Raw genomic sequence first — 25,881 nt, 5'->3', positions numbered from 1 at the left:
GGCTGGAACGGATGAACATACAAGGTTTCGGAGCCGTCCGGGACATGAGCATTTCCATCGATGCCCCCGTAACCGTGCTGTATGGGCCGAATGAAGCGGGGAAGAGCACGGTCCTGCATTTTATCAGCGCCATGCTCTACGGGTTTCCGGGCAAGGGCTCGCCGGCGGAACGCGGAGAGCCCTCCGGGGAAGGCGTTCACGGAGGCGAGCTGCGTTTTCTTGATAAGGAGGGGATACCTTGGGTGGTCCGGCGCTATAAGCGGTCCAGGGAAGGGAATGCCGCCTCCGGCAAGGGCGAACGTGTACATATTCATAAACAAGCGGATAACGGGCTCGTGATCGAGCTCGAGCAGCAGGAGCTGGAACAATACGCTTTGGGCGGCGTGTCCAGGGACATGTTTCGCCAGCTGTTTGCCATCTCGTTAAGCGAACTGCAGGAAATCCGCGGTCTGCACTCCGCCGAGATGAGCGGCTACCTGTTCCATGCCGGGATCGGCGGCGGAGCCAACATCCTGGAGGCCGAACGCAAGCTGTCCCAAGAGATGGACAAGCTGTATAAGCCTCGCGGGAAGGTACAGCAGACAGCCAAGCTGCTGCAGTCCATCGAGGATTTAAGAACCCGGGTTGCAGTCAGCCGGGCTTACGTATCCCGCTATAACGAGGTCGTAAGCTCCATTCTGGAAATAGAGCGCCGTTTAAAGTTGCTGGAGCAGGAACGTGCCAGGGCTGGCGAGGATTTATCGCTGCTTCGCAAAGCGCTGGACATCCGTCCGGCTTGGCTGGAATGGCAAGAGGCCGGGGTTGAATTGAAGGATCTGATGGACAGCAGCCATTTTCCCCCGGATGGAATGCCCCGTTATGAGAAGATGCTGGAGGAAGAGCGGGTCCTTCATGCCCAGTCCATCCGCGTTGAGCAGGCGATCGAGGATGCGGAGGATAAGCTGGGGGCTCTACCCGTGAACGATTTCTTGGAACAATACGGCGAGCGGATTGAGGAGCTGTCGGCAAAACGAAGTCTACATGAAGCCGGGAACCGCGAGCTTGCCGAGCTTACGGCCGAATATAAAGCTCAGGAAAACCGGCTGGAGCAGCTGCTCCGGGATATCGATCCGGCATGGACCCGGCAAGAGCTGCTGTCGTTGCCGGTGTCCGCCTCAGAGCGTGAGGAGGTACGGCGGATCGGTGCTGCCTTTGCCGGGTACGATCGCCGGATGGAGGCGCTGTTCATTGAACAGCGGGGGGCCCAGCGCTCGGCGGCTGCAGCCGAATCGACGCTGCGGGAAGCAAGGCGGCAGCTGCGCGAGGAGTCGGAGCGGGGCCAGGAGGCCTTTGCGATGATTAAGCCTGCTGCGCCGCAGGAGACGGCTGCGCTGTGGAATCAGCTGCAGCTGGAAATCGAGCGTTGGCGCGAGCGCAGACTGTCCGGTGCCGAGCCCGTGCCTGTTTCGACACGCCGGCCGGGGAGAGGACGACTCCCCCGGATGTATGCGGGCCTGCTATCGGGCATGGCGGTCATGACGCTGCTGCTTGCAGCCGTGTTGTTATGGACGGGAGCCGCAGAAGCCGCCGTGGTCTCGGGCATCGTGATGCTGCTTGGTATGGGATATATATACTGGAGCGCTCAACGCGGGCGCGAGATTCAGGATGAAGCTTCGGAAGGCACTTCCATGCTGGACGGTCAGGGAACGGAACATGTGGACCATCTATACTCCAGTCTGGTCTCAGCTCCCTATGCCGCGGCAACAGGGAGCACGATTCCGGGCAGCCGAAGGGATCGAAACGCTGTTTTGACTCGTGACCCCCTCATGGTGGAGGCGAGAATGCGCGAGCTTCGGTCCGTGATGGAGGGCTGGCAAGCCTGGCGGCAGCGGCTCGATCGATTGACGTCCGATTGTGCGGCGGCTGAGGAGAAGTCTGCCCTGCAGGCGGCTGAATTAAAAACGATCCATAGCGCCATCGAGCAGGAAGAGAAGCGGTATTTGGAGCTGGAACGGCAGTGGGAATCCTGGCTGAGGTCCCGGTCACTCCCGCAGAGTCTGTCGCCTGACGTGATGCTGGATGTATTCGTGAAGGTTGAGCAGGGACAGGAGCTGATCCGCCAGCAAAAATCGATTGGTCTGAAGATGGATGTCCTGTTAAGAGAGGCCGAGGATTATATCGTCCAATGCCATGAGATCATTGCGGCGGATCCCGAAGCCGACCCTGACGGCAACCGAAATCCGGGCGTGACTGAGCTTAGCGGCATCCATTCCCGTTGGAAGGCGTACCAAGAGGATTCAAGGCAGCGTAAAGTCCTATCCGAGCGCATCCAGGAGCTGCGCAAAGAGGCGGCAGCGATGGAAGAGGAGCGGGAAGGGCTGCAGCAGCGCAAAACGGCATTACTCGCATCGTCCCGATCGGCGGACGAGGAAACCTTTCTTCGCATGGGAGCTGCCGCCAAGCGCAAGGAGGAGCTTGTCCGCACGATCCGCCATCATGAAATTACCATGTTCAGCGGATGGGACGAAACGGGCCGCAGGCGGCTGGTGCAGCTGCTTGAGCTTACCGACGCTGCCGAGCTCGAAGCTCAGTGCGTCGAGAAGGAGGAGGCCGCATCGGCCGCGCACAGCCTAAGGGACGAGCTGCAGGAACGGCGCGGGCGGCTGCTTCAGGAGAGGGAGTCGCTGGAATCGGCGGGCAATCAGGATTCCGCCCTGCAGCAGCTGGAGGAGCACCGATCCGCCCTGCGGGAAATCGTGTCCCAATATGCGGTGCGTTCGATGGCCTCCGAGTTTATCAAACGCACGCGGCGGATGTACGAGGAAGAAAAGCAGCCGCAGGTGCTGCAGCTGGCTTCCCGGTTCTTCTCGATGCTGACCGGCGGTGTGTACAGCAGGGTTGTGATGCGCTTGGGAGACCAGAGCCTGCTGGCTGAGCGCCCGACGGGTGAGCTGGTGGAGAGCAGCCGATTGAGCCGGGGAACGGCGGAGCAGCTATATTTGGCCATGCGGCTCGGGTTGATCCAATCGATGCCGCATGCAGCGGGCCTGCCGCTGCTGCTTGATGATCTGTTCGTTAATTTTGACGGTGATCGGCTGCGGCATGCGCTCGGGGCTATCTCGGAACTGTCCCGTAATCGGCAGGTTATCATGATGACGTGTCATCGACATGTCGCCGAGCAGACGATGGAACTCATACCGGATGCACGGCTCATCCCGATGCAGCCATAAGATAGGGCTCCCCAAAGGCAGGCGTTACGCACCTTTGGGAGAGCCCTTTTATTTACCCCTGATTTCAGGTGTTCCGAATAAAGTCAGCCGGAGCACCCAGAGCAGGCACAATCCCCCGAACATCGGATAGAGCAGAGAGAGCAGGGAGCTGAAGCCGAACTGGCTGAAGAAATAACAGAACACCATGATGCCAAGGGTGATCACTCTCGGGGAGAACGAGGTTCGCTGCTGAACCTGCAGGGTGATGCCGTAAATATTGGCAACGAAGGTGCTGAAAATTTCAAGGAAGATCAGGATGAGATAGATGATCTGTACAAACCAGCCCAGCTGGTTGGCGATGCTGCCCATCGGAATCTCGTATTGGCTAATGCCGGGCATATGGGCGGACATCGCAAAATGCGCCGCCATTAGCATAAACCCTACGCCCGTTCCTCCAATGATGCCCCCCCAGGTTACGGTTCGCGCGCTTTCGGTCTGGCTGCCGAGCGGGACCAGCACCGGCATCGCCATCACCAGGTTAAAGGCGGTGTAGAGCAGCGGCGCAAGCCAAACCGAAGGCAGGCTGTGATCGGTGGTCAAGGTTAAGAAACGGGTGGCGCCCGGGGACTGAAGCGTTTGAGAGATCACCGCCACCGATAAGGTCAGCATCATGGGCACGACGAGACTGTTCATCGTCATGATGGACTGGATGCCTTTTCTGAGAATAAAAAAAGTCCCGATCATCGTGACAAACAATCCGGTCTGATAACTCAAATTCAGATGCTCCACAAACACAGATCCGGCACCGGCAAGCATGATGCTGTTCACCCCGAGCAGAATGACAAACATGAAGAGGCTGATCCAGACGCCGGCTTTCTCGCCAAACAGGAATTTGTTCAAATCCTCAAAGGATTTGGCTCCGATCCGCCTGGATATCGTCATGATTTTCGTGCCGAGCCAAATGAACAATCCCGTCGTAAGCACAATGGTCAGTGTAGCCCAGTGGCCGTACTGGGTAAAGAATTGAAGGATTTCCCGGCCGGTAGCAAAGCCCGCGCCAACGACGGTTCCGATATATGTAAAGGCGATCTGTAAAACACGCATAAAATTACGCAAGCCTCGCGTCCCCCTTGAAAGTTAATCGTTCTGCATAGTACAAGGTATGCTTGGCTGAGCCGGGACATGACTTTAACCTGTCCAAGGCCTACGTCTGGAGGAGATTTGGAAGCATAGCGCCAAGCAGCGGAAAGCTATGTCAGGAATTGTGACGGGAACTAGCAAGTTAAATGACGGAGCATCCGTTTGTACTTGCCGTACAGGGAGGAATATGTTACTTTTACGACAAAGGAATCATGGGAGGTCTTTGGGATGGATTGGTTAAAGGAGCGGATTGTTAAAGAAGGCGTCGTGTTGTCGGATCAGGTGCTGAAGCTGGATGCCCTGCTGACGCATCAGGTTGATCCGGCATTGATTATGGACATGGGCCGGGAATTTGCGGCGAGATTTAAAGAGAGCGGCGTGACCAAGGTCGTTACGCTGGAATCCTCCGGCATATCGGTTGCCTTTGCCGCAGCGCTTGAATTGGGAGTCCCCATGGTATTCGCCCGGCGCAAAAAAACGCTGCTCGCCGATCCAGACGCCTTATGCGAGCGGGTGCCGTCTTTCACCAAAGGCATTGTCACGGATATCATGGTGTCGCGCCAGTTTATCGGCGAGGGCGATAAAGTGCTCTTCATCGATGACATTATTGCAAACGGAGACGCCGCGAGAGGGCTGATCAAAATCATTGATCGGGCCGGGGCGGAATTAATCGGGCTTGGCGTTGTGATCGAAAAGAGTTTCCAAGCCGGGGCGAGAACGCTGCGCGAACAGCATGTTCACGTGGAATCGCTTGTCACCATATCGTCGCTTGAGGGTGGGAAGATTTCGTTCAGCTAAAACTTAGGGTCTCCTTAGGCTTGTCTTGGATCGATTGTCACGGGCTGGGTCTTAGGTCATGAACGGTTGTTACCCTAGTCTAAACGAAGAGAAAAAATGGTAATTTGAAGTAAATGATAATGGGATTTCCGCCTAAAATCTCAACTAAATCTTTTCGCCTCCGTGATTTTCGCTTATAATAAAGAGGTAGGCAAGAGAGAGGAGGCAGCAACATGGGGAAACAACCTGTAACCGAGCCGTTTTTGATTGAGAAGCTGAATGAAGCGAAGGTACATTTTGAACGTGCTTTGGATTGTAAACATACGGAGTTTGATGATCTATATCCCTATATGATTGAACATCCTCAGTTCTTCTGGTACAAACGCTATGTTGCCTGGTCAGAACTGCTGACGATTGCCGGATTGTGCGAGGAGGTTTCCTTCGAATGGAAGGAACAGTTTACGCCTCAGCAGGTCGAATATATCGAGAAGCGCGTCATGTCTTCCACCGTGCTGGATTATTGGTACGAGAAGAATGACAGCATCGAGCCGGCTCAGCGTTAATGGGTATATAGAACATCTCTTAATCGGGATGTTTGTCGATATCGCAACGCATTCAAAAGACCTAAATGATCTCATTTAGGTCTTTTTTTGCACAGTAAGTGATGAAGGAGGCATGGCGATGATCAGCGATGAAAGACTCGATGAGCTGCGGATCTCCGGCGAACTGGTCCGGGTTGTGCGGGATGGGCTGGAGACCAATGATATTATAGGGTTCGTCGTAGCCTGGGACCCGGAGCAGGTTATCATCCGCCGCAGAAACCGGCGGGTCGTTAAACTGGATCGGCGCTACAGCTACCAGCTCAAAAAAGAGCCAAGAGTCAGCCCGGTCGAAGAATAAGCATAGATCTCGAATTCGTCGGACAACTTAACCTCGGAACTATTTTTTCGGGAAGAGGTGCTTTTGGTTATGGAAATGTCCAATGACAAGGTCTCGGCATACAAGAATGAAATTCAGAATTTGAAGCAGAGCATGCCGGACATGGCAGAAGCGTATCATCAGTTCACCGGCGTTTGCTTTCAGGATGGCGAGCTGGATGCGAGAACGAAGCAGCTGATCGCGCTCGGGATCGGATTGTTTGCCAACAATGAGCTGTGTACCTTCTACCATATGGAGGAAGCCCGTGCCAAGGGAGCCTCGGATGCTCAGATCATGGAGGCCGTAGCCGTGGCGTCTGCCGCCAGCGCGGGACATGCTCTCTCGCAGGGACTGACCCGCGTGCAGCATAACCTTCATTGATCTGTGATAAAAAATAACCGCCCTCCACAGCGCTTGTACAGCCGGGGAGGCGGTTATTCTTTCGTTTAAGGAACGGCGATGTTAGCGCGCGAAAGCAGCGGCAGGAGGATGGGCTTGCTCGGAGGAATCGCTCTCAGGCGGAACCAGTCCGAGATACGCTCGCATGCGATCCATCATCTCCTCACGGAAGGATGGCCATAGAATGTTCATCGACCCAATGTACCCCCGGCAAGCATATCGTGCCTGAATCCCGTCCTTGCTTTGCCCGATGTCATATACCTTGATCGCCCGCTTGGTGAATTCCTGCTTCACCTCACGAAGAAGCACGGCAGCACGTTTGGCGCCGTTTCCCACAACCTCTACGTATAATTGAGGGGTTTTGAATACCCCGCTCTCCTGAATGATCCGGCAATCCCGTTCAAACACCTTATGAATGAACATCAGCAGCAGGTAACTCTTGATCAACGCCCGTTCTTCCGTTGTAACAGCCTGTATGGCCATCAACATCACCGCCTTTATATAGAAAATGGATATTGAATGAGAACTTATGTTCTTATTTTAACCGAAAACAAGGTTTTTAATCAAGTTCAAAAAAAGTGTTGACTCGATTTATTTAGCGTGATATTATATATCTTGTCGCCGCTGATAAGAGCTTGGCTCTAAGGTGGACAACATACATGCGGTCGTGGCGGAATTGGCAGACGCGCACGGTTCAGGTCCGTGTGGGCTTACCCCCGTGGAGGTTCGAGTCCTCTCGACCGCATCTAATGAGAAAGCTCGTAAACTGTTCTTGCAGTTTACGAGCTTTTTTGCTTTGGAATTCTCTGGGACTGTGCGATGCAATCGATAGCCAATGCGGCACAGGCCGAAATTACCGCTGACCTCCGCGGCACGCAACGAATAGGAGAGCCAACGATCTTACGGTGGCCGGCAATGTTCTGCAATCCGTCGGAAATGCGCTGCAGGTGATTGCGGAAGCGGAGGATTCCTGATTAACATTTATGCCTCTAATTACATATTTGAATAGCTTTTCTCAAACAATACGGTTAGGTAAGGCTATCATGATGATGAGTGGAAAGGGGCGTAACAATGCGGAAAAGATATAGAAAATCGATTATCTTGCTGTGTTTGGTATGGGGGATCTCGAACGGAGCACAGATCGGGTACGGGGCGGGGGTGGTTAATGCTCCTGATTCGTTCAACCATGATACTCGAAACGTGCACGAAGAATCCGATCACAGCAGATCCGTCCAGGAAAAGAAGCCGAATAAGCTGGCTGTCATTATCGATGATTTTGGCAATGATCAGAAAGGGACCGAGGAAATGCTCAATCTGCCTGTCAAAATCACGGTGGCCGTGATGCCGTTTTTGCCGACGAGCAAGAAAGATGCCGAGGCCGCGCACCAGCAAGGGCATGACGTCATTATTCATATGCCCATGGAGCCTAAGCAGGGTCGGTCTTCCTGGCTTGGACCAGGTGCTATCTTAAGTTCGCTCACCGATGAAGAAATTCGTAAACGCATGGAGGAGGCAATCGATTCGGTTCCTTATGCCGTTGGGATTAATAATCACATGGGCTCCAAGGTTACCGGGGATGAACGGGTCATGTCCATCGTGCTCGACGTTTGTAGGGAGAGAGGGCTGTTTTTCGTCGACAGCAAAACGAATTACTACAGCGTAGTCGGCAAACTGGCAGCATCGAGGGGAATGCCGTCCATCTCCAACGATATCTTTCTGGATGACGTTCATACCGTTCAGCATGTGAGCAAGCAGCTGCAGACCGCGGCGCAGCATGCGGAAGAAAGAACTTCCTGCATTGCAATCGGCCATGTTGGCGTATATGGAATCCGGACGGCAAAGGCGCTGAAAGGCACGATCCCGGAACTGCAAAAAAAGGTGGAGTTCGTCGGGATCAGCGATCTCGTCAGGGAGCACTCAAGCTGGCGGCCTGATCCGCTGCGCTCGTATTAGATCTTCCTTGAGCACAGAAACAGTTCCGGAATCGAGTGACGAGACCGGTGGAGGGTCCAAGCGTTAAGATCAGCCGAGACCGGGTATTTAATATAAAACGAACGGCCTTCCGCGCAAGAGTCCCGGTGATTCCGAGTTTCATGCTTGGAAGGCTGTTTATATGTTGCGCTATATTAACGGATGCGGGCATCGGTGAGTTTGAATTGACCTACCAGCTGCTGCATCGATTTCGCTATGGCTTCGACATTGCCTGAGGTGTACCTTACGCTTTCGATTTCCTGCGACAGCTCCTGCACTTTGCTCTCCACATCCTTGGAAATCTTTCGGTTCTCCTTGCTGACCGAAGCGATTTTCTCCATCAGCTGAACCACTTCATCTACGGCCTGGTGCTTGCGCAGATCGTCTTCGGCTGCGGCGGCAAGCAGCTCGGAAGCCGCGGAAACCAGCAGGTTTCCTTCTTCCACGACCCGGGTCCCTTCCTTCATCGAGAGCACGGCGTGCTGGGCGTCCTGATAGATATGGCCGATAATCCGGTGGACCTCTTCTGTGGACTGTCTGGTCAGTTCGGACAGCTTGCGGATTTCGGTTGCAACGACGGCAAAACCTTGTCCGTGTTCTCCGACCCGTGCCGCTTCAATGGAAGCATTCAGGGCCAGCAAATGGGTTTGGGAGGATATTTGTTCGATCGCGTGGAGCACGCCTGTAACTTCCTGAACGGTTCCCATGAACGTGCGGATGGTCTGATTGGTTTCCTCGACTTTCGCAGAAATATGAGACATCTTGTCTCCGATCCGGACGACTTCATTCTTGGCCACATCAATCTGCTCATTTGCTTGCCGTTCCAGCTGGCGGAGCGTCTCCCGCATCCGTTCCGCGCTGTCCTTCACGGCATCGATATCCTGCAGCTGGCTGCGCATGCTGCGGATCATCTCGCTAATGTTGCTGCTGACACGCTGTGCGGAAGTAACGGTGACGGCGGTGGTGTCGTTCATTACCTGTTGGCTGGAAGAAACATCGCCTGCCGTCAACTTCACCTGCATCATGATGCTTTCCAGCGAATCGATCATATTGTTGATCCATTTGGCTAATTCGCGCGTTTCATCCTGATCGAATTGGCGGGGGTCCAGCCGCTGCGTCAGATCTCCGCTGCCTTCGGCATTCATGCGGATAAAGCGGTTGAAGCTGCGTAGACGATCCGCGATTCGTCCAATTTCTTTATGGCCGACCAGGGAAGAGGTGAGAAGGCCGGTGACCAAGCAGGCTAACCCTCCCGCCGTGGCTGCGAATGCCGGAGATAAATAAACAGCCGTAATAAAAACAATGACAGCCGTCAGGAGGCTCGAGATAAGGGTAGACAAGCCATGGAGCTTAGCATGTCTGAAGCGAATGCCGCGAATACGGTAAACCTCTTCGAGATCCCCTTCGCACATCATCCCCCAAACATCCGGACAATGGGGCAGGCGGAACGTCACACCTTTGCCGATCACCGGAATGTGGCGGTAATCGGAATATCCGGGGAAGTCCACGAACAGATTGCTTCCGTTCGCGATGGTGTTGGCTACGCCTGGATGAAGCTGACCCGTTGCCGGGTCGGTGAACATCAGCTCGAGCTCCGTATGTTCCTGAACCGACACGGTCCCCCAGTCGGTCGTTACGCCGTCCTTCAGGTTCTCCCCGTGTGTGAAGGTCCGGTCTTCAAACCGGCTTCTGGAAAGGGCCGTGCCCGGAGCAATATGGCGATTCATCTCGGGCTTGGCCATGAATATATAGTTGTCGCCGGAATCGGGATAGACGTGGCCGGATTCCCGCTGAATCAAATCCCCGATCACGTCGTTTGGCACGCGGCCGCACAGAATGCCGACGAAGGTATCGTTGACGTAAACGGCATTCATGAACAGCAGCGTCATTTTGTCGTGAAAAGCAGAGGAGCGGGGACCGATAGTGAACGTGATGGAATCCGCATACGGCCCGAAGAGCAATTTGCCGGTATCCGAGCCGGCGAGATGAATGATTGCCTGTCCCAATGGACTGCTCTTGCTGTAGCTGGTTCCAACGTGCGGAGCGTATGTAGAGTACGTGACCTCACCCGAAGGGTTCAGCAAGAATAATTCCGTGAAATCGGCAGCGCGCGAGTACAAAGCGGAGAAGAGCTGCTCCTGGTTCAATGGGGCACTAGTAGATAAGAGATGAGAATGCTCGCCGCCGACTGTTGAACCATGGGGCTTGTCCTTGTCCAGCTGCTCCTTCAGTCGATCCAGATGTCCCCAATATTCATGGCTCCAGGAGAACAGCAGCTCTTTGCGCGTCTCGGCGATGCCTTCGAATATGTCTTCGATGTCTTCCTTCAATTTACGATTCAGACGCCATGAAATCCAAAGCGGAAGTCCTTGGCGATACCCAAGCCAGTCAAACATAACGATCTCCCCCAATTCCCATTTGATTGATCTATCTTTATGTATGTTAGATATACTACCATAATTTTCGGAAAATTTGACTAGAAATTTTTAAAAAAATGATGCTATTTTCATATTGATGTCAGTTTTCATGACATAAATATGGGTTTAAAGGCCTGGGAGTTGGATTCTGTAGGCTAGACGCCCAACAAAAAACAGCTCCAATTTAAAGAGCTGTTAAATAACTTATAATCCCGTCAGCAATGGCTTCGGCAATCATCATTTGGCCGTTACGGCTAGTCAACAATTTCCGGTCCTCCATATTGCTGAGGAAGCCGGTTTCCACGATGACGGCAGGTACTTGGGTTTGATTGAGCAGATAATAAGGCTTGCCTACCATGATGCCATTGTTGCTGCGATATACCAGATTCAACTGTTCCTGAATGGTTTCCGCGAGCAAGGTGCTTCGGCCCTCGGATTGATGCAGTACGATGCCTCCGCGCTTGGACGCATTTTTCCCCCAGTTCACGTGGACGCTGACTACCAGCTTGGTCGGGATTTCGCTGCTGAGTTGCTTGCGCTGCGACAGATCGCGGCGATGCCTGGAGGAGCTTCGATGCCAGCGGTTATCGTCGCTTAGCGCGTAATCGGCGTCGCGATTCAGCACGGCATGATAGCCTTCCTTGCGTAGCAGCATGAACAGTCTGCGTGAAATGGCCAGATTGATATCTTTTTCGAGAATGTCTCCATGCGACGTTCCGCCGTCGATTCCGCCATGGCCCACATCGATCAGCACGACATCATGTGCAAATGGGTGGAGGTGTTTAAGATGTGATTGGTCGATTTCCCGTCCTGAGGAATGGGTTGATTCCGGCGTTTCGGACATAAGCTGGGCTGCCGGCATCACTTTCGGATGAACGGCATGTGCTGGAAGCTTCAGTGCCTGCTTCTTTACTGGGCTTGCTTCCGTGACAGAACCGGGGAGTACCAGCGTCAAGAGAAGCAAACATACTCCTGCTGACTTAATCATGATGGATTCCTTCTTTCACGTAAAATTTCGGCTTTATTAGAATGTGCATTAGGCAGAAAAATCATGCCGTTAAACAGGAGTCTAGAATCGGTCTGAATGGAGCACACTGATACTGGGAAGTGGATAAACCATAAGGAGTTGATTCGTATGGCAAGCGGAGATGAATTGATCAAATATATTACCGAACGCGTGGTTAACTATATAGATACGCCTAAGGAAGTTCGGCGCAGGGCGAAGGTGAAGGAATCCTGGACCACAAGGTGGTTTGGCATGATTCCGTTCTCCATGTCGCTGTGGAAAGACGACGTATCCTCCAAGCGCAAAAAAAGGCAAAAGTAAAGCTGCTGCTGTTCATTTGCTGTATGTTCCTTAATGAAGTCAGCTATTGTACAGCGTGCGCACGGCACCCTGTGCAGCCAGATGCCAGACTTGGGGCATGTTTTTGCATTGTATTGGCTGGCAGTCTACGCTTGGAAGTACGGAAGTACGCACTGAAAAAAACAGGTGAAACGATAAAGGACGCGGGCCCTGATAAGGGCCGCGTCCTTTTGTCCGTCTGGGATGCTGAAGGCATGAGGGCTTGTGGTTGGTTCGCATGAATGACGGACTTGTTAGCCCGCTTACTTGTACTTTCGCGTCATTTGGGTTGAGCATAGAACTGGCCTTGTCCGATCAAGCGAGATGCCGGCAGGAAGCGGAAGGTATCTGTGTTCCGCAATGGAACCGACACATAGAGCGCTGCCGAATGCTTCTGAATCCCTGTCGACCAGCGGTGCCACCCGTTTAAGGTAAAAGGGGCTCCGAAAGCGGCGTTGCTATTTTTGGACTTGAATATCAGGCTGGAGTGCTCCTGCAGCAATTTACGCAGATCGGCGCTGCTTCGGGCCGTCAGATTGCTTGAGGCCAGCCATAGCAAATTATCGTAAGGATCCCGGGAATCGCCGGCTGCAATGGTTGGCGCACCGGCAATCCAGCGAGTGGATGAAGTTACCAATCCTTTGCTTGCCGCTGGCATCGAAGCCGATACCGGCTTGACCGCCGTCGTTGTCTGCTTGAGTTCAGCCGGAAGGACTTCGCTATTCAGTGCACTGATATAAACCGGCTTCTTGCCGGGAAGCTGAACCTGCCAGACAGGGGATACGTCATACAGCTTGCGCACGCTGCTTCCCTTCGGCAAAGATCCGCCGGCCTTCAGAAATCCCTCGGCCGCAAGCCGTTCATTCAGCGGTGCTTGACTGAAGGGAAGGGTGGAGCCGATCCCGTATTCGCTCAAGATATATCCACCGTCTTCTCCTGCGCTGATAATCATGTAGCCCTGAGGCAGTCCCTGATCGGAAATCGTGACCAGCCAGCCGTGCGTGCCCGGACCAAGTGGGGTGAATTCCAGCTCTGCTCCGTCCCAGGCAGTAAATGGCGCATGCACCGATAGTTGATCCACGGTCTGTTCTGCAAAGTCTACCAAACTTTCCGGTACTTGAGCCCGGGCGCTGCTGTAGGCGAGGCTGGATGCAGACTGGACAGCAAGCAGAGCGTCTGCCGCACTGACGGCGCTCGCAGGATTGGGGGTGTCTGCTTCACGAGCCGCAGCCATGCCTGCCTGCGGGTGGGTCGTGCTGAACCACAGGAGTGCCGTTACGATGACGGAGGCAGACCACCTTCGATATTGGATAAAGCGTTTGTTGTCGATTGATTTAGGTTTGCGCTTGTTGTCCTTGTCATCCTGGTAATGGGGTTCCATGTTCCACAGCTTCAAATCGCTAACCGCCTTTCCTTGGCCCTTACGCGCCATGGATGTGATGGAATCATCATATCGGACAAGCTCTGCAAAGGCTGTTGCAAGCTGTCGCGGCAGGGGAAGGGAGAATGGTTCTTTTTTTGCCTGCTTTTGTAGAGAGGCGTCATGAAGACGCGCCCACGGGCGAACACAGATGAAACAGACCGCAGGTTATGGCGGACAGGCTCACTTTCGGCTCGTACTGCCACTGCATTTCCGACCGGCGGTTCTTGTACTGCTCCTCGATTTGCGCCTTTTTCTCTTCGTCCTGCTCTTTGAGCAAATCCTCGTAGTAGCCGTCGATGACCACCAGCTCGTCTTCGAGGCGTTCCTTAGCTTTCGCCGCCCAATCGTAATCCAGCTTGCTCAGTTTGTTGATCAGATGATTCTCCAGGGCAGCTACGGCCTGCTCAAGGGTGAGAGCCGCCGGTCTGACGTGAACGCTCTCGGGCAGGCGTGGAGTCAATTCGCGCCCATGCAGAATGGCGGGGAAGTCTTCGGTAATCGCGCGGCTGGACAGCGAGATTCCGAGAAAAAACAATTCCTCCCGCTTCAGATCGCAGCTGAACTCCACCTTGAAGCAGACGCCCAGCCACTGCTCATAAGGCGTGGAACGGCCCCGGGGACGCGGTTCTGCATCCCGCTGCTGGAACAGATACACGCATTTGCCCTCTTCGCGGGAGGCATTCCAAATCTGGGCCAGCCGGCTGCTGCCGTAGCCGATATTCTCCCGCTGAATCCGGCCTGGCCCCAAGATCGGCAGTACCGGGGCGTTCCCGTAATAGCGCGCCAGCAGCGGATCCTGTGCAGGTGCGTTAAGCTGGGTTTTGGCTTTGGCTTCTTCCGCCTTGGCGAGCCGTTCGTCGTATTTTTCCGGATCAAACACGAAGTTGAACGACAGCGTTTCGGCGGGAGCCCCGGTACGTTCCACGAACCCCCAGTAATAGGGGCGGTTGGTGAGCATTTTGTCTGCCTGTGGCGACAGTTTCACGGTGACATGCTCGGGCGATTTTTCGATGACGGTGCATTCGGTGGCTTCCAAATAGGCCATGAAGTGCTGCTGCACCTCCTGCGGCGTCATGGTCATATTAGGCTTCTTCCTCTCTGAGAGTTTCTTCGGCCGCGCTTTCCAGCTCGACGTCCTGCTTGATATGGTGAATGGAGTCGCCCAATGTGCTGATGCGCTGGCGGATTTCATCATCATTGCAGGACTCCAGCATGATTTTGTACAGGCTCTTCTCGATCGATTCCTTCTTCTCGAAGCGCTCCAGGATAACGTCAAGCCCGCCGATGACCATCTCGAACATGTTGATCTTCTCGTGCAGCAGGTTCAGGATATGCTCCTCGATGGTTCCCGAAGTCGACAGGTTGTAGATCTTCACGTCATTGGTCTGGCCTAGACGGTGCACGCGTCCGATCCGCTGCTCGACCCGCATCGGATTCCAGGGCAGATCAAAGTTGATCATATGGTGGCAGAATTGCAGGTTGATGCCTTCGCCGCCGGCTTCCGTCGCGATCATGACCTGCGCCTTGCCGCGGAAAAGGTCCATCATCCAGTCCTTCTTGCCGCGGTTCATGCCGCCCCGGTACGGGACGGAGACCAGCCCGTGATCGCGGAAATAATTGAGCAAGTATTCCTGCGTGGCCCGATATTCCGTGAACACGATGACCTTCTCGTTCATTTGCTGAATGAGCTCGATGGCTTTTTCCGCCTTGGTGTTTGCTTTGATGGCCTTAATGAGATAGACGAGCTCCCAAATTTTATCGCGCAGCGGAGAGTCCTCCGGCAGCTTCTTGGACAGATTAACAAGGGTCACGAAGACGGCATCCCGGCTGCTGCATACTTCCCGCTGCAGGGTGACGAGCGACAGCATACTGCTTAAATTTCCCCCAGCTGCCTGATACTGATCTTTGACGAAGGACGTAACGCCGTCGTATAATGACTGTTCTTCAGGCGAAAGGCTGAGTCCCACGTTGCGGACGGACCGCTTCGTGAACTTCACTTCGCCTTCGCCCCGACGGTTTCGGATCATGACCTTGGACAGCTCATCCTTGAGCTGGTCCTGGTTCTTCGGTCTTCGTTTATCCACGACAAAATTAGCGGCAAACTGTCCCTGGCCGCCAAGCTGGCCCGGTTTCAGCAGCGTGATGAGATTGAAGAGCTCGCTGAGGTCGTTCTGCACCGGCGTGGCGGTGAGCAGGAGACAGTATTTTTTGCGCAGCTTTTGGATGAATTGATAATTGGATGTTTTCTTGTTCTTGAGCTTGTGCGCTTCATCGATGATGAGCATGTCGTATTCCTGGTTCAGCAGAATCTCCTGATGCGGATCGCGCTTGGCCGTGTCCATGGAGGCGACAACGATGTCATTGCCCCAGGAGTATGCTTTTTTCTGCGCGACCGCGGGAATGCCGAACTTGGAGTTCAGCTCGCGGACCCATTGCAGAACCAGGGAAGCAGGTACGAGAATCAGCACTTTGGATACCAGTCCGCGCACGATGTATTCTTTTAAAATAAGACCGGCTTCAATCGTCTTGCCAAGTCCCACCTCATCCGCCAAAATGGCTCTGCCCGACATCTCGAACAAAACGCGTCTTGCGGTATCGGTCTGATGGGGGAGCGGGGATAAACCGCCAAGGTGCTTGAGGCACTGCAGTTCTTCAAAGCTTGTAACGAGGCGCGATTTCTCGCCCTCAACGGCAAGCTGGGCCAGACGATAGTCACCCCAAGGGCCTCCTTTGTCCAGTCGGCCAGAGAGATCGTCAAACCAAGAACGGTCGATCTGCAATGGAACGGGAAGGCGCGGGTCGAAAATCATGCCTGAGTCGGCAGATGGCTGTTGGTTCATGTCGATCTCCTCCTGTGATGAAAGATTCCGGGCCAGCGGTGTATATGTAGTATGGACGAAAAAAGAAGTCTTCATAACCTTGCACGGATTCGGCAGCCGCGGAATACCTTATAGAGCGCACGGCTGCTGGAATTGGATATTTTCATCCTTTTTTTTCATAGGGATCAGCGAAAAAGAGAGCGAGAGGAAGAAAGCGGAAGCTTGCGCGCGGGAGCTTGGAACTGTCGGCTTAATTTTCATATTATCGGCATAGTTAACCTATATATAGTGTAGTATAATGAATAAATAGCACTATATGTGGTGTGTATAGTGGTTTTGGATGTTTGACCGGCTACATAACAGGTTATGTTGTTGGTGAGCACATACTTGGGAATCTTTTAAATTTTATATCTTATATAGGAGGTAGTTGCACTTGAGTACGATGCAGAATCAGCGGCTGGAAGGTTTAAGCGAGAAGATCTTTTTGGACCGGTATGCCTGGAAGGATGCGGACACCAACAACGCCAAGGTCGGCGACGTGGTGCTCGTGCTGACAAAGGATGATCCTAAATTTCCGACCAAGGAAGTTGGCGAAATCGTGAAACGCGAAGGCCGCAAGGTCACCGTGAAGACACGGAAGGGCGAGCTTGTGGAGTCGGATGTGGAGAAGCTGACGTTAACCATCGAGAAAACGCCGGAAGAAATGTGGGATCGACTCGCGGCCGCCATGTCATCGGTTGAGGCAACGCCGGAACTGCAGGAAGAGTGGCGCGGGAAATTCCGCGAGATTCTGGATGATTGGAAGCTGGTCCCGGGCGGACGGATTGCTGCCGGAGCGGGTGCAAGCGATGAATTGACGCTGTTCAACTGTTACGTCATTCCTTCCCCGAAGGACAGCCGGGGCGGCATCATGGAAACCCTGAGCGAGATGACCGAGATCATGGCGCGCGGCGGCGGTGTCGGCATCAACTTGTCTTCCCTTCGTCCTCGGCGCGCGATCGTGAGAGGCGTGAACGGATCCTCCAGCGGTGCGGTATCGTGGGGCGGATTGTTCAGTTATACGACAGGCCTGATCGAGCAGGGCGGAAGCCGCCGCGGCGCGCTCATGCTGATGATGAACGATTGGCACCCGGACGTGGAGGATTTCATTACGGTGAAGCAGACGATGGGACAAGTCACGAACGCGAACCTGTCGGTATGCGTCAGCAACGATTTCATGAAAGCCGTGAAGGAAGACCTGGACTGGGAGCTCGTGTTCCCGGATACCACCGATCCCGATTACGATGAGCTGTGGGACGGCGATTTGGATAAATGGAAGAAAGCCGGACGCCGCATCATTCCATATAAAACGGTTAAAGCACGCGAGGTATGGCACACCATTATCGAGTCCGCATGGAAATCGGCAGAGCCGGGCGTCGTCTTCATGGAATACTACAACCAGATGTCCAACAGCTGGTATTTCAACCCGATCATCTGTACCAACCCTTGCGGCGAGCAGGGACTTCCGGGCTGGGGCGTATGCAACCTGTCCGCGATGAACCTGTCGAAGTTCTACGATGAAGCGAATCATGACGTCGCATGGGATGAGCTGGCTACGACGACGCGTTACTCCGTGCGTTTCCTGGATAATGTCATCGACCGGACGCCTTACCATTTCGAAGAAAACGAATTGAACCAGAAAAAAGAGCGCCGCGTAGGCCTCGGAACGATGGGTCTGGCCGAGCTGATGATCAAGCTGAACATCCGTTACGGCAGCCCGGAATCGCTGGAGTTCCTGGATAAGCTGTATGGCTTCATCGCGCGCGAAGCGTATCTTGCATCCGCGGATATTGCCGAGGAGAAGGGCTCGTTCCAGGCATTCAATGCCGAACTGTATCTGCAAAGCGGCTTCATGAAAAATATGGCCGAGGTGTATCCGGAAGTTGCCGAAGCGGTCCGCAAAAAAGGGGCCCGCAACGTTACCGTCATTACCCAAGCGCCGACGGGAAGCACGGGTACGATGGTTGGAACTTCGACGGGCATCGAGCCGTACTTTGCCTTCAAATACTTCCGTCAAAGCCGTCTCGGCTTCGACGAGCAGTTCGTGCCGATTGCTCAGGATTGGCTGGACAGCCATCCGGGCGAAGAGCTTCCGGACTATTACGTCACCGCGATGAGTCTCTCCGCCGAGGATCACATCCGCGTGCAGGCGGCGATTCAGCGCTGGGTGGACAGCTCCATCTCGAAGACGGCGAACTGTCCGTCCGACTTCACGGTTGAAGATACGAAACGCCTGTATGAGCTGGCATTCGATCTGGGATGCAAAGGCGTTACAATCTACCGCGACGGCAGCCGCGACGTGCAGGTCTTGCAGACGGAGAAAAAAGAAGACAAAGCCGCCGAAGCGACAACAGCTTCTACCGCGGAAGCGGCGCTGGAGCAAAGCGCGGCAGGCCAAGCCGCTGAGGAAACGGCGAGCGTGGAGCCGGCTGCTGCAAGCGTGGCTGTAACAGCCTCACCGAGTAAGAGCGGGCTGGATAAACAATACAAGAAGCGTCCGCAAGTGCTGCGCGGCGCAACCTATAAAATGAACACGCCGTTCGGCATGGCCTACATCACAATCAATGATTTGGACGGCATTCCAAGTGAAATCTTCCTGAACGTCGGCAAAGCCGGATCGGATGTGTTCGCGATGGCGGAAGCCCTCGGCCGCGTATGCTCCCTGTTCCTCCGTTACGGGGACCACGGCAATAAGGTGGAGCTGCTGATCAAGCACCTCAAGGGCATCGGCGGCACCGGCGCGATCGGCTTCGGCGCGAACCGCGTGGAGTCCATCGCCGACGCCGTGGCGAAGGCGCTTGAGACGCACGTGGCCAACAACGCCGAGGCGGATCATGACCATGATCCGGCACCGGTTGCAGCCACGATGGCGCCTGCCGATGCAGGCGAAGGCGGGGCAACGGCAGCTGCGGGCCACGGCGGACATGGCGCGCACGCAGGCGGCAGCATGTCGCTGGATCTGTGCCCGTCCTGCGGCGGGGCGTCCTTGATTAACATCGAGGGATGCAAGACGTGCGGGAACTGCGGGTATAGTAAGTGCTCTTAAGGAAGTCGTAGGGAAGAGCTCCCTCCGAAATTTGATTTTCCCGCGCAAGCTAACGAATATGATAGATCAATAAAAAAACAGCGGCAGTCAGGACTTTATTTTCTCGTCCATGGCTGCCGCTGTTTCCATAATTAGAGTATGGAATAAAACGCTTGCACCATTCGTAACGTATATATTAAACATATTGAATGAAATGTGGTGATTCAATTGAGCTCTACGGAAAGAATGCCATTGTATCAAAGGGTTCAAGAGTATATACGCGACTTGATATCGTCGCAGGTCCTGAAGGTTGGAGACCGTATACCTACGGAAAAGGAACTCATGGAGCGTTTTGGAGTAAGCAAGATTACGGTCGTTAATGCCCTGGCCGGCTTGGTTAACGAAAAAATCATAACCAGGGTGCCCGGAAAGGGGACTTTTGTAAGCGAGCCCGAATCTCAAATGCCGGCCACTCCTCCTATAAGTACCGCAAAACCTGTCCATAAGACTAGCGGAGAAATGGGGACGCGGTTGATAGGGCTCATTATGCCCAGCATTTATGATTATTTTACGATTCGGCTTATACAAGGTATTCAGCAAGCACTGAATGAGAACGATTACCGCTGCGTTATCTATTTATCAGAGGGCGATATTGATAAGGAAAAAGAGGCGATCCAGACATGCAGTAACATCGGAGTGGAAGGGTTATTGATTTTCCCGGTGGACGAGGAATTATTCAACGAGGAAATATTAAGCATGAAATTTGCGGGGTTTCCGTTTGTTCTCATCGACCGTTACCTTCCCGGGGTGGAAACGCATTATATCGCATCGGACGGCAGGCTTGGCGCTAACATGGCGGTCAATTACCTGTGGGAGCTGGGGCATCGTGATATCGCCATCTGCTCCGATTCGCCCATACAAACCGTAACCGTTCAAGAACGGATCGATGGATATATGAATGCCTTCAAGGAAAAGGGGGCACTCATTAACCCTGCCCATATCGTAACCGGTTTTGAAATCGGAAGCCTTGAGCAAACCCATCCATTGTACCGCTATATCAAAAATCGAATGGCAACGGCTTATATTACGCTTAATGGAATTCTTGGAGTAAAAATCTATCAGATTGCGCGTCAAGCCGGATTGAAGGTGCCTGAGGACATTTCCATTATCAGTTTTGACGATCCGACTTCCATCATCGAAGGATATAGCACGTTCACGCACGTTAAACAGTTTGAACGAGACATGGGCTACCGTGCAGCTTACACGCTGCTTGAGGTGATTAACAGTGAAGACGGGCAACACGGAAAATTCGTTAAAACCCTAGTGGAGCCGGAATTGGTCATTGGCGAGACGACGGGAAAAAACCTTTCATCCACTTCATGATACCAACATCTGCTTCTTCCTATATATGCAACCTAATAACGAGTCCGATGCGCTTTCTATTCGAGCCTGACAATGGAAGCGATGGCTGCGCGGACTCTTTTACTAGGTCAGCCATAACTTCCTCTCATGAAATCCCACCCCATAATAGTTTCCCAAAATCAAATCAATAAAGAAATCCAACAGAAGCTCTTCCATCCATTCGCAGGTCGCTACATCTCAATATCATACTTTTGATCAGACCCTTTTTTATAAGGATATATTGAATATAATGTAACCTTGCCTAGGAATAAGAACGCCTCAAAAGAAGGAAGGGAAAAGGGCTCTTCCCCTGTTTATCTATCCCCTAAGGTTACTTTTTACCCAAATGAAGAAATTGTGGAATGTTTCCTACATCATATTGAATATATTTAAACTATAAAATTGAAACCGCTTGCAGTGAAGGAGGGGGAGACAGTCGCTATATACCGTACGACGAAGATGTAGGAGGTGTTCGGAGAATGGTACCAAAGGGTGCTCTTATCCCTGGATTTGAGCAATTAAAAAAGAATAAGAAATTAACTAGAATATGGTATTTCAGGCATATATATTTATTTTTGCTTCCTGCGATCATCTGGTTCCTGGTGTTTGCTTACTATCCGATGTACGGCATTATCATCGCATTCAAAGACTACAAATTCAATTTGGGGATATTGGGGAGTCCGTGGGCGGGCTTTAAATATTTCGAGCAGTTTTTAAACGATTCCAGTTTTTATGATGTGCTCCGAAATACGTTATCCATTAGTGCCCTTAAACTTATTTTCGGATTTCCAGCTCCCTTGATCCTAGCCTTAATGCTCAATGCCGTCATGCACAAAAAAATCAAACGAGTGTTTCAAACGATTTCCTATCTTCCGCACTTCGTTTCGTGGGTCGTTGTCGTTACCTTGCTTCAAAAAATCCTGTCTCCGAACGTAGGGCTTATCAATGACATTCGGTACCAAATGGGTTTGGATCCCATCTTTTTTATGGGAAAGCCGGAATTATTCTATCCATTGGTCCTCATATCCGACATCTGGAAAGGTGTAGGCTGGGGTTCGATCATTTATTTAGCCGCGTTAACGAATATCGATCCACACTTGTATGAAGCAGCGGAAATCGACGGGGCTGGAAGGTGGAGCAAACTATTTAAGATCACGCTTCCATGTCTTACGCCAACGATCGCCATATTGCTTATTTTCTCACTCAGCGGAATACTGAACGCGGGATTTGACCAAATCTGGCTGATGCAGTCCCCGGCAACCTTAAGCGTCTCGGAGATTTTGGACACTTATGTCTTAAAAACAGGCCTCCAACAGGGGCAATTAGCATATTCCACGGCCATCGGTTTATTCAAATCTGCGATCTCGCTGCTGCTCATTGTTGCTGTCAATAATATATCCAGACGCGTGAGTAACGTATCGTTATGGTAATCAGCTAGCACTGAAGATGAGGAGGTGTGTGTTATGGGTGCAAGTAGGCTGTCGCCGGCAGACAAAATGTATATGACGCTTAACTATGCGGCGCTGCTTTTATTCTGCGCTACGGCGCTATATCCATTTATCTATTTTCTAGCCCTGTCTTTCAATGACGGTTACGATGCGATGAAGGGGGGAATCTATTTTTTCCCTAGAGTGTTTACATTAGAAAACTATGCAAAAGCTTTTAGCAACACTTTGATCCTAAATTCCTTCTATATTTCCATTACCCGAACCCTTGTGGTTACGGTTGCCTCCGTGTTTTTGACGGCCTTATTAGCCTACGCCCTTTCGCGGAAAGGTTTGCCGGGAAGAAAATACATCGTATTCTTCTTTTTCTTTACCACGTTGTTCAGCGGCGGACTGATTCCGACGTTCATCCTGTTTCGGCAAATCCACATCCTGGATACGTTTTGGGTGCTGGTGCTGCCGTCCCTATATAACTTTTTCAATGCGATTATCATGAAAACCTTCTTCGACGGGATCCCTGAAGGTCTGTCGGAATCCGCTCGAATCGACGGCGCAAGCGAGTTGTCGGTATTTGCCAGAATCATTCTGCCTCTATCGATGCCGGTGCTTGCTACCATTGCTTTGTTTGTCGGGGTGGGCGTGTGGAATGACTGGTTTACCGGTCAGTTTTTCATACAGAATGAAAAGCTGCAGCCTGCCGCTACGTTCCTGAACAAGATGATCAGCGAAGCGTCTTTCCAGTCGATGACGTCGTCGTCGGGAAATAGCGGATCCGCCATACAAAACATGACCGAGACGCAGATGGAACTGCGAGGCGTAACGCCGGAAGCCTTGCGGATGACATTCGTCATCATTATAACGACGCCGATCATCTGTGTGTATCCGTTTCTTCAGAAATATTTTGTGAAAGGCGTACTGGTAGGTTCTCTTAAGGAGTAGTCGGTATAAAAGGCTATGCCTTTTATATAAAAAAACTTCCAATGGAAGGGGATTGTAGGATGAGGAAGAACAAGCGCAGGAGTGTTCTTGGCATGACACTAATCGCTTTACTGCTTCTAGCAACCATGACGGCATGTACGGGAAAAGGCGGAGGGGAGGATGCAGGTACGGTTGACACAGGTCCGAAGGAGCAAGGTACTGAAGAAATAAAACCGGTGACCTTGTCTTTCCTCAGTGCTTGGAACGGTGGCGGAGCCGGTTTCCCGCAGGACCAGGAGAATAATCCCGTAGCCCAACAAATCAGGGAAAAAACCGGGGTCACGTTGAAACTGGAATCCATCACAACAAGCGAAGTAGAAAAGCTAAACACCATTTTTGCTTCCGGTACGGTTCCGGATATCGTTAACGCACCTTTCTGGTCTACGACAGGAGGAGAAGGACAAGTCATCAAGAAGGCGGCCATGGAAGGGCAGCTTCTGGATTTAACCCCTTATCTCGATAAATACCCGAATATTAAAAGACTTGTGACTACCGGGATCGCGAAGGATTTTGCCGAGTTCGATCTCAATAGTCCCGAATTTGAAGGCAAGACGTATCTCATTCCTACGGAGACCCCGGACGGTACCCCTGAGAGCATTCATAATTGGAATTACGGCCTTTTTGCCAGGGGAGATATCCTGAAAGCTTTAAATGTAAAAGCGGAGGATATTGATACGCAAGAAGAACTAGTTGATCTATTGATCAAGATTCGAGATGGCGGTTTCAAGGATATTGGCGGGAAGCCGGTCATCCCTGCCGGAACCATGTGGAACGGATGGGATTACGGCCAATTCCTTGCCGGATGGACGGATTACACGATTTCGGACTACCGTGAAGTGGATGGCAAACTGATTCACTGGACGCAGTCCAAGGATCATGAAGCTAGATTGTTATACATGAGAAAGTTATTAACGGAAGGTTTGTTTGATCTTGAAGCCTTCAACAATACGAGTACAACAGCGAATGAAAAGCTGACGACGGGCAAGCTTGCCGTATTCGGAGCCCAGCCTATGTTAGCGGATTTACAAAAAACGCTGTATAAAACGAATCCGGAAATGCAATATGAACTACTCGGACCGATGAAGAATAAGAGCGGAGAGATTCGAACGCAAGTGGAAAAGCCCGGCCGTTCCGGATTCCCTGCCCTTTTCTTAAGCGCTAACATCAAAGATCCCGATGCGGCCTTGCGGTACATTGATTATGTCAACAGCGAAGAAGGCCGATTGCTTGCGTATTTCGGGATCGAAGGAACGCACTACAACATGGAGAACGGGATACCTCAATGGATTCCGGATGTGAAAAAACAATTCGATGAAAACCCGGATCTGAAGAGAGACGCAGGGCTCAATTATCTTCCAGGCAGGTTCATCGGGGCATTCTCCAATGAAGTCACTTGGCCTACGCCCGAAGATCAAAAAACGGAGTGGCAAAAGCTGGAGGAGAGCTTCTCGGCAAGATTGCCGATCAAAATCATAGACAAGGTAAGCGCCAGCTACCTTGCAAGAGAGTGGCCTAAATATCAGGAATATATCGATAAAACCAGCAGTTTGAATTTCGATGAGGAATTTAAGAAAGCGTTTTTTGCAGGGTCAGATGAAGAAGCTCTCAATATGCTTCATAGCGTTCAAGAAAAATTCAGAGCGGCCGGCGTGGAAGAAATGGCGGAGTTCGTGGCTCAAAAAGCTGCAGAACGAGATGATGTCGGGTTCTAGTGAAGATGTTTGCGGGATGGTGTCACTGCCATCCCGAATATTTCATGAATATTAGGTCAGTCGCAAGAGAGGGGACAACTCATGTTAAACCCGGTCGTTTCAGCAGGCGCATTCACTGAACTCGATAAGTTTATGTTCGAATCGTGGGGTTATTTTGTCATTCCGAATGTGCTGTCGAAAGAGGAGGTCAAAGAATGCCTGCAGGCATCCATTCGAATTCATGAAGCGGCAGGTACAGTCGGTTGGGGTCAAGTCGGCCGAGGGTATGAGTCTGAACACGCTCTTGAAAACTTAATGGATCATCCATCGGTTTTACCGAAGATAAGGGGCTTACTTGGCGATCGATTCATTATGCAGTCCGGGTGGAATACGATGCAGCCGGCAAGGGGGAGGATGGGAGGCTGGCATCAAGACGGATCCAGCGCTTTCGATTTTAAGAATCTGGGGTACCCAGTCCCCCTTATTCAGCTCCGTGCTTCATTTTTATTGACCGATCAGGAAGAACCCGGCATGGGGAATATGGAGCTCATTCCAGGCAGCCACCGCAGTCTCGTTCCACTACCGGATTCGATCCGGACTGCAAATTCGGGTACGCCGATCAGCCATGTGATATGTGCATCTGCAGGATCAGTCCTGGTGTTTCACAACGCCGTGTGGCATCGGGCGCACGAACATAATTGGGATTACGACCGCTATACCATGCATTACATCTATAGCCCTCCGTGGGTAAAGCCCTCGGACCGTTTTCATAACGATGTCAACTTTATGCAAAGAACTACGCCTGTGCGAAGAGCTTTAATGGGGGATTTTTCAAGGCCTGATGCGCCATTTGGAGCAAGTTATATGCCACCTCCCTTTGAAGAAAACTAAAATCTTGTAAAAAA

General features: G+C 52.3%; 20 protein-coding genes and 1 tRNA gene. 14 read left to right on the top strand and 7 right to left on the bottom strand.

Annotation, left to right across the window (positions count from 1 at the left end):
- Positions 1-11: 11 nt before the first annotated feature.
- Positions 12-3,209, top strand: a complete 3,198-nt coding sequence (locus tag MHH82_RS23060; RefSeq protein WP_340967961.1) for an AAA family ATPase — start codon at positions 12-14, stop codon at positions 3,207-3,209.
- 48 nt (positions 3,210-3,257) lie between these two features.
- Here MHH82_RS23060 and MHH82_RS23055 read toward each other — a convergent pair whose 3' ends face one another.
- On the bottom strand, positions 3,258-4,304 hold the full coding sequence (locus MHH82_RS23055; RefSeq protein ID WP_036660250.1) for a YkvI family membrane protein: 1,047 nt from the start codon (positions 4,302-4,304) through the stop codon (positions 3,258-3,260).
- Between the two features lie 252 nt (positions 4,305-4,556).
- Here MHH82_RS23055 and MHH82_RS23050 point away from each other — a divergent pair, with 252 nt between their 5' ends.
- The 4 genes from MHH82_RS23050 (at position 4,557) to MHH82_RS23035 (ending at position 6,404) form a co-directional block, all read left to right on the top strand.
- Positions 4,557-5,126 (top strand): xanthine phosphoribosyltransferase, encoded by a 570-nt coding sequence (locus tag MHH82_RS23050; RefSeq protein ID WP_119851127.1) that lies wholly within the window; start codon positions 4,557-4,559, stop codon positions 5,124-5,126.
- A 212-nt stretch (positions 5,127-5,338) separates the two neighbouring features.
- A complete protein-coding gene (locus MHH82_RS23045; protein WP_009594840.1) occupies positions 5,339-5,668 on the top strand; it encodes a hypothetical protein in 330 nt (109 codons plus the stop codon).
- Between the two features lie 118 nt (positions 5,669-5,786).
- Positions 5,787-6,005: a hypothetical protein gene (locus MHH82_RS23040; protein WP_015736661.1), complete on the top strand. Its 219-nt coding sequence runs from the start codon at positions 5,787-5,789 to the stop codon at positions 6,003-6,005.
- Positions 6,006-6,074: 69 nt separating this feature from the next.
- The gene (locus MHH82_RS23035) at positions 6,075-6,404 is read left to right on the top strand and encodes a carboxymuconolactone decarboxylase family protein (RefSeq protein ID WP_009594838.1); all 330 of its coding nucleotides are present in this window, start codon (positions 6,075-6,077) and stop codon (positions 6,402-6,404) included.
- A gap of 81 nt (positions 6,405-6,485) precedes the next feature.
- Here the strand turns inward: MHH82_RS23035 and MHH82_RS23030 are convergent, their stop codons facing one another.
- Positions 6,486-6,905 carry a hypothetical protein gene (locus MHH82_RS23030; RefSeq protein ID WP_096776026.1) on the bottom strand — a complete coding sequence of 140 codons (420 nt, stop codon included), beginning with the start codon at positions 6,903-6,905 and terminating at the stop codon, positions 6,486-6,488.
- 178 nt (positions 6,906-7,083) lie between these two features.
- Between MHH82_RS23030 and MHH82_RS23025 the strand changes: the two genes are divergently transcribed.
- Both MHH82_RS23025 and MHH82_RS23020 read left to right on the top strand, forming a co-directional pair.
- Positions 7,084-7,167, top strand: a tRNA-Leu gene (locus tag MHH82_RS23025).
- A gap of 326 nt (positions 7,168-7,493) precedes the next feature.
- A complete protein-coding gene (locus MHH82_RS23020) occupies positions 7,494-8,375 on the top strand; it encodes a divergent polysaccharide deacetylase family protein (protein ID WP_145037268.1) in 882 nt (293 codons plus the stop codon).
- Positions 8,376-8,548: 173 nt separating this feature from the next.
- On the opposite strand, the gene MHH82_RS23015 is transcribed toward MHH82_RS23020, so the two are convergent.
- Positions 8,549-10,789 (bottom strand): methyl-accepting chemotaxis protein, encoded by a 2,241-nt coding sequence (locus MHH82_RS23015; RefSeq protein ID WP_340967958.1) that lies wholly within the window; start codon positions 10,787-10,789, stop codon positions 8,549-8,551.
- A 205-nt stretch (positions 10,790-10,994) separates the two neighbouring features.
- Positions 10,995-11,798 (bottom strand): N-acetylmuramoyl-L-alanine amidase, encoded by an 804-nt coding sequence (locus MHH82_RS23010; protein WP_015736657.1) that lies wholly within the window; start codon positions 11,796-11,798, stop codon positions 10,995-10,997.
- Positions 11,799-11,945: 147 nt separating this feature from the next.
- On the opposite strand from MHH82_RS23010, the gene MHH82_RS23005 reads away from it, so the two are divergent.
- Entirely contained in the window at positions 11,946-12,137 is a 192-nt protein-coding gene (locus MHH82_RS23005) for a YqzE family protein (RefSeq protein WP_036660256.1), read from the top strand.
- Positions 12,138-12,435: 298 nt separating this feature from the next.
- Here the strand turns inward: MHH82_RS23005 and MHH82_RS23000 are convergent, their stop codons facing one another.
- From MHH82_RS23000 to MHH82_RS22990, 3 genes are all read right to left on the bottom strand, one after another.
- A complete protein-coding gene (locus MHH82_RS23000; protein WP_340967957.1) occupies positions 12,436-13,551 on the bottom strand; it encodes a hypothetical protein in 1,116 nt (371 codons plus the stop codon).
- 145 nt (positions 13,552-13,696) lie between these two features.
- A complete protein-coding gene (locus MHH82_RS22995; protein WP_015736654.1) occupies positions 13,697-14,659 on the bottom strand; it encodes a YqhG family protein in 963 nt (320 codons plus the stop codon).
- A 1-nt stretch (position 14,660) separates the two neighbouring features.
- Positions 14,661-16,418 carry a DEAD/DEAH box helicase gene (locus MHH82_RS22990; RefSeq protein WP_340967955.1) on the bottom strand — a complete coding sequence of 586 codons (1,758 nt, stop codon included), beginning with the start codon at positions 16,416-16,418 and terminating at the stop codon, positions 14,661-14,663.
- Positions 16,419-16,839: 421 nt separating this feature from the next.
- Between MHH82_RS22990 and MHH82_RS22985 the strand changes: the two genes are divergently transcribed.
- From MHH82_RS22985 to MHH82_RS22960, 6 genes are all read left to right on the top strand, one after another.
- Positions 16,840-19,482, top strand: a complete 2,643-nt coding sequence (locus tag MHH82_RS22985) for an adenosylcobalamin-dependent ribonucleoside-diphosphate reductase (protein WP_445661997.1) — start codon at positions 16,840-16,842, stop codon at positions 19,480-19,482.
- Between the two features lie 225 nt (positions 19,483-19,707).
- Entirely contained in the window at positions 19,708-20,844 is a 1,137-nt protein-coding gene (locus tag MHH82_RS22980; protein ID WP_081746250.1) for a GntR family transcriptional regulator, read from the top strand.
- 497 nt (positions 20,845-21,341) lie between these two features.
- Positions 21,342-22,292, top strand: coding sequence for an ABC transporter permease (locus tag MHH82_RS22975; RefSeq protein WP_009590053.1), 951 nt, complete (start codon positions 21,342-21,344; stop codon positions 22,290-22,292).
- Between the two features lie 33 nt (positions 22,293-22,325).
- Positions 22,326-23,246, top strand: coding sequence for a carbohydrate ABC transporter permease (locus tag MHH82_RS22970; RefSeq protein WP_015736650.1), 921 nt, complete (start codon positions 22,326-22,328; stop codon positions 23,244-23,246).
- A gap of 59 nt (positions 23,247-23,305) precedes the next feature.
- Positions 23,306-24,997: an extracellular solute-binding protein gene (locus tag MHH82_RS22965; protein WP_235201843.1), complete on the top strand. Its 1,692-nt coding sequence runs from the start codon at positions 23,306-23,308 to the stop codon at positions 24,995-24,997.
- A gap of 81 nt (positions 24,998-25,078) precedes the next feature.
- Positions 25,079-25,867, top strand: coding sequence for a phytanoyl-CoA dioxygenase family protein (locus MHH82_RS22960; protein WP_340967952.1), 789 nt, complete (start codon positions 25,079-25,081; stop codon positions 25,865-25,867).
- Positions 25,868-25,881: the final 14 nt, after the last annotated feature.

This window comes from Bacillus sp. FSL K6-6540, assembly GCF_038007545.1.
The sequence above is the reverse complement of the archived record's forward strand: the minus strand, read 5'-3'. Positions and strand labels throughout refer to the sequence as shown.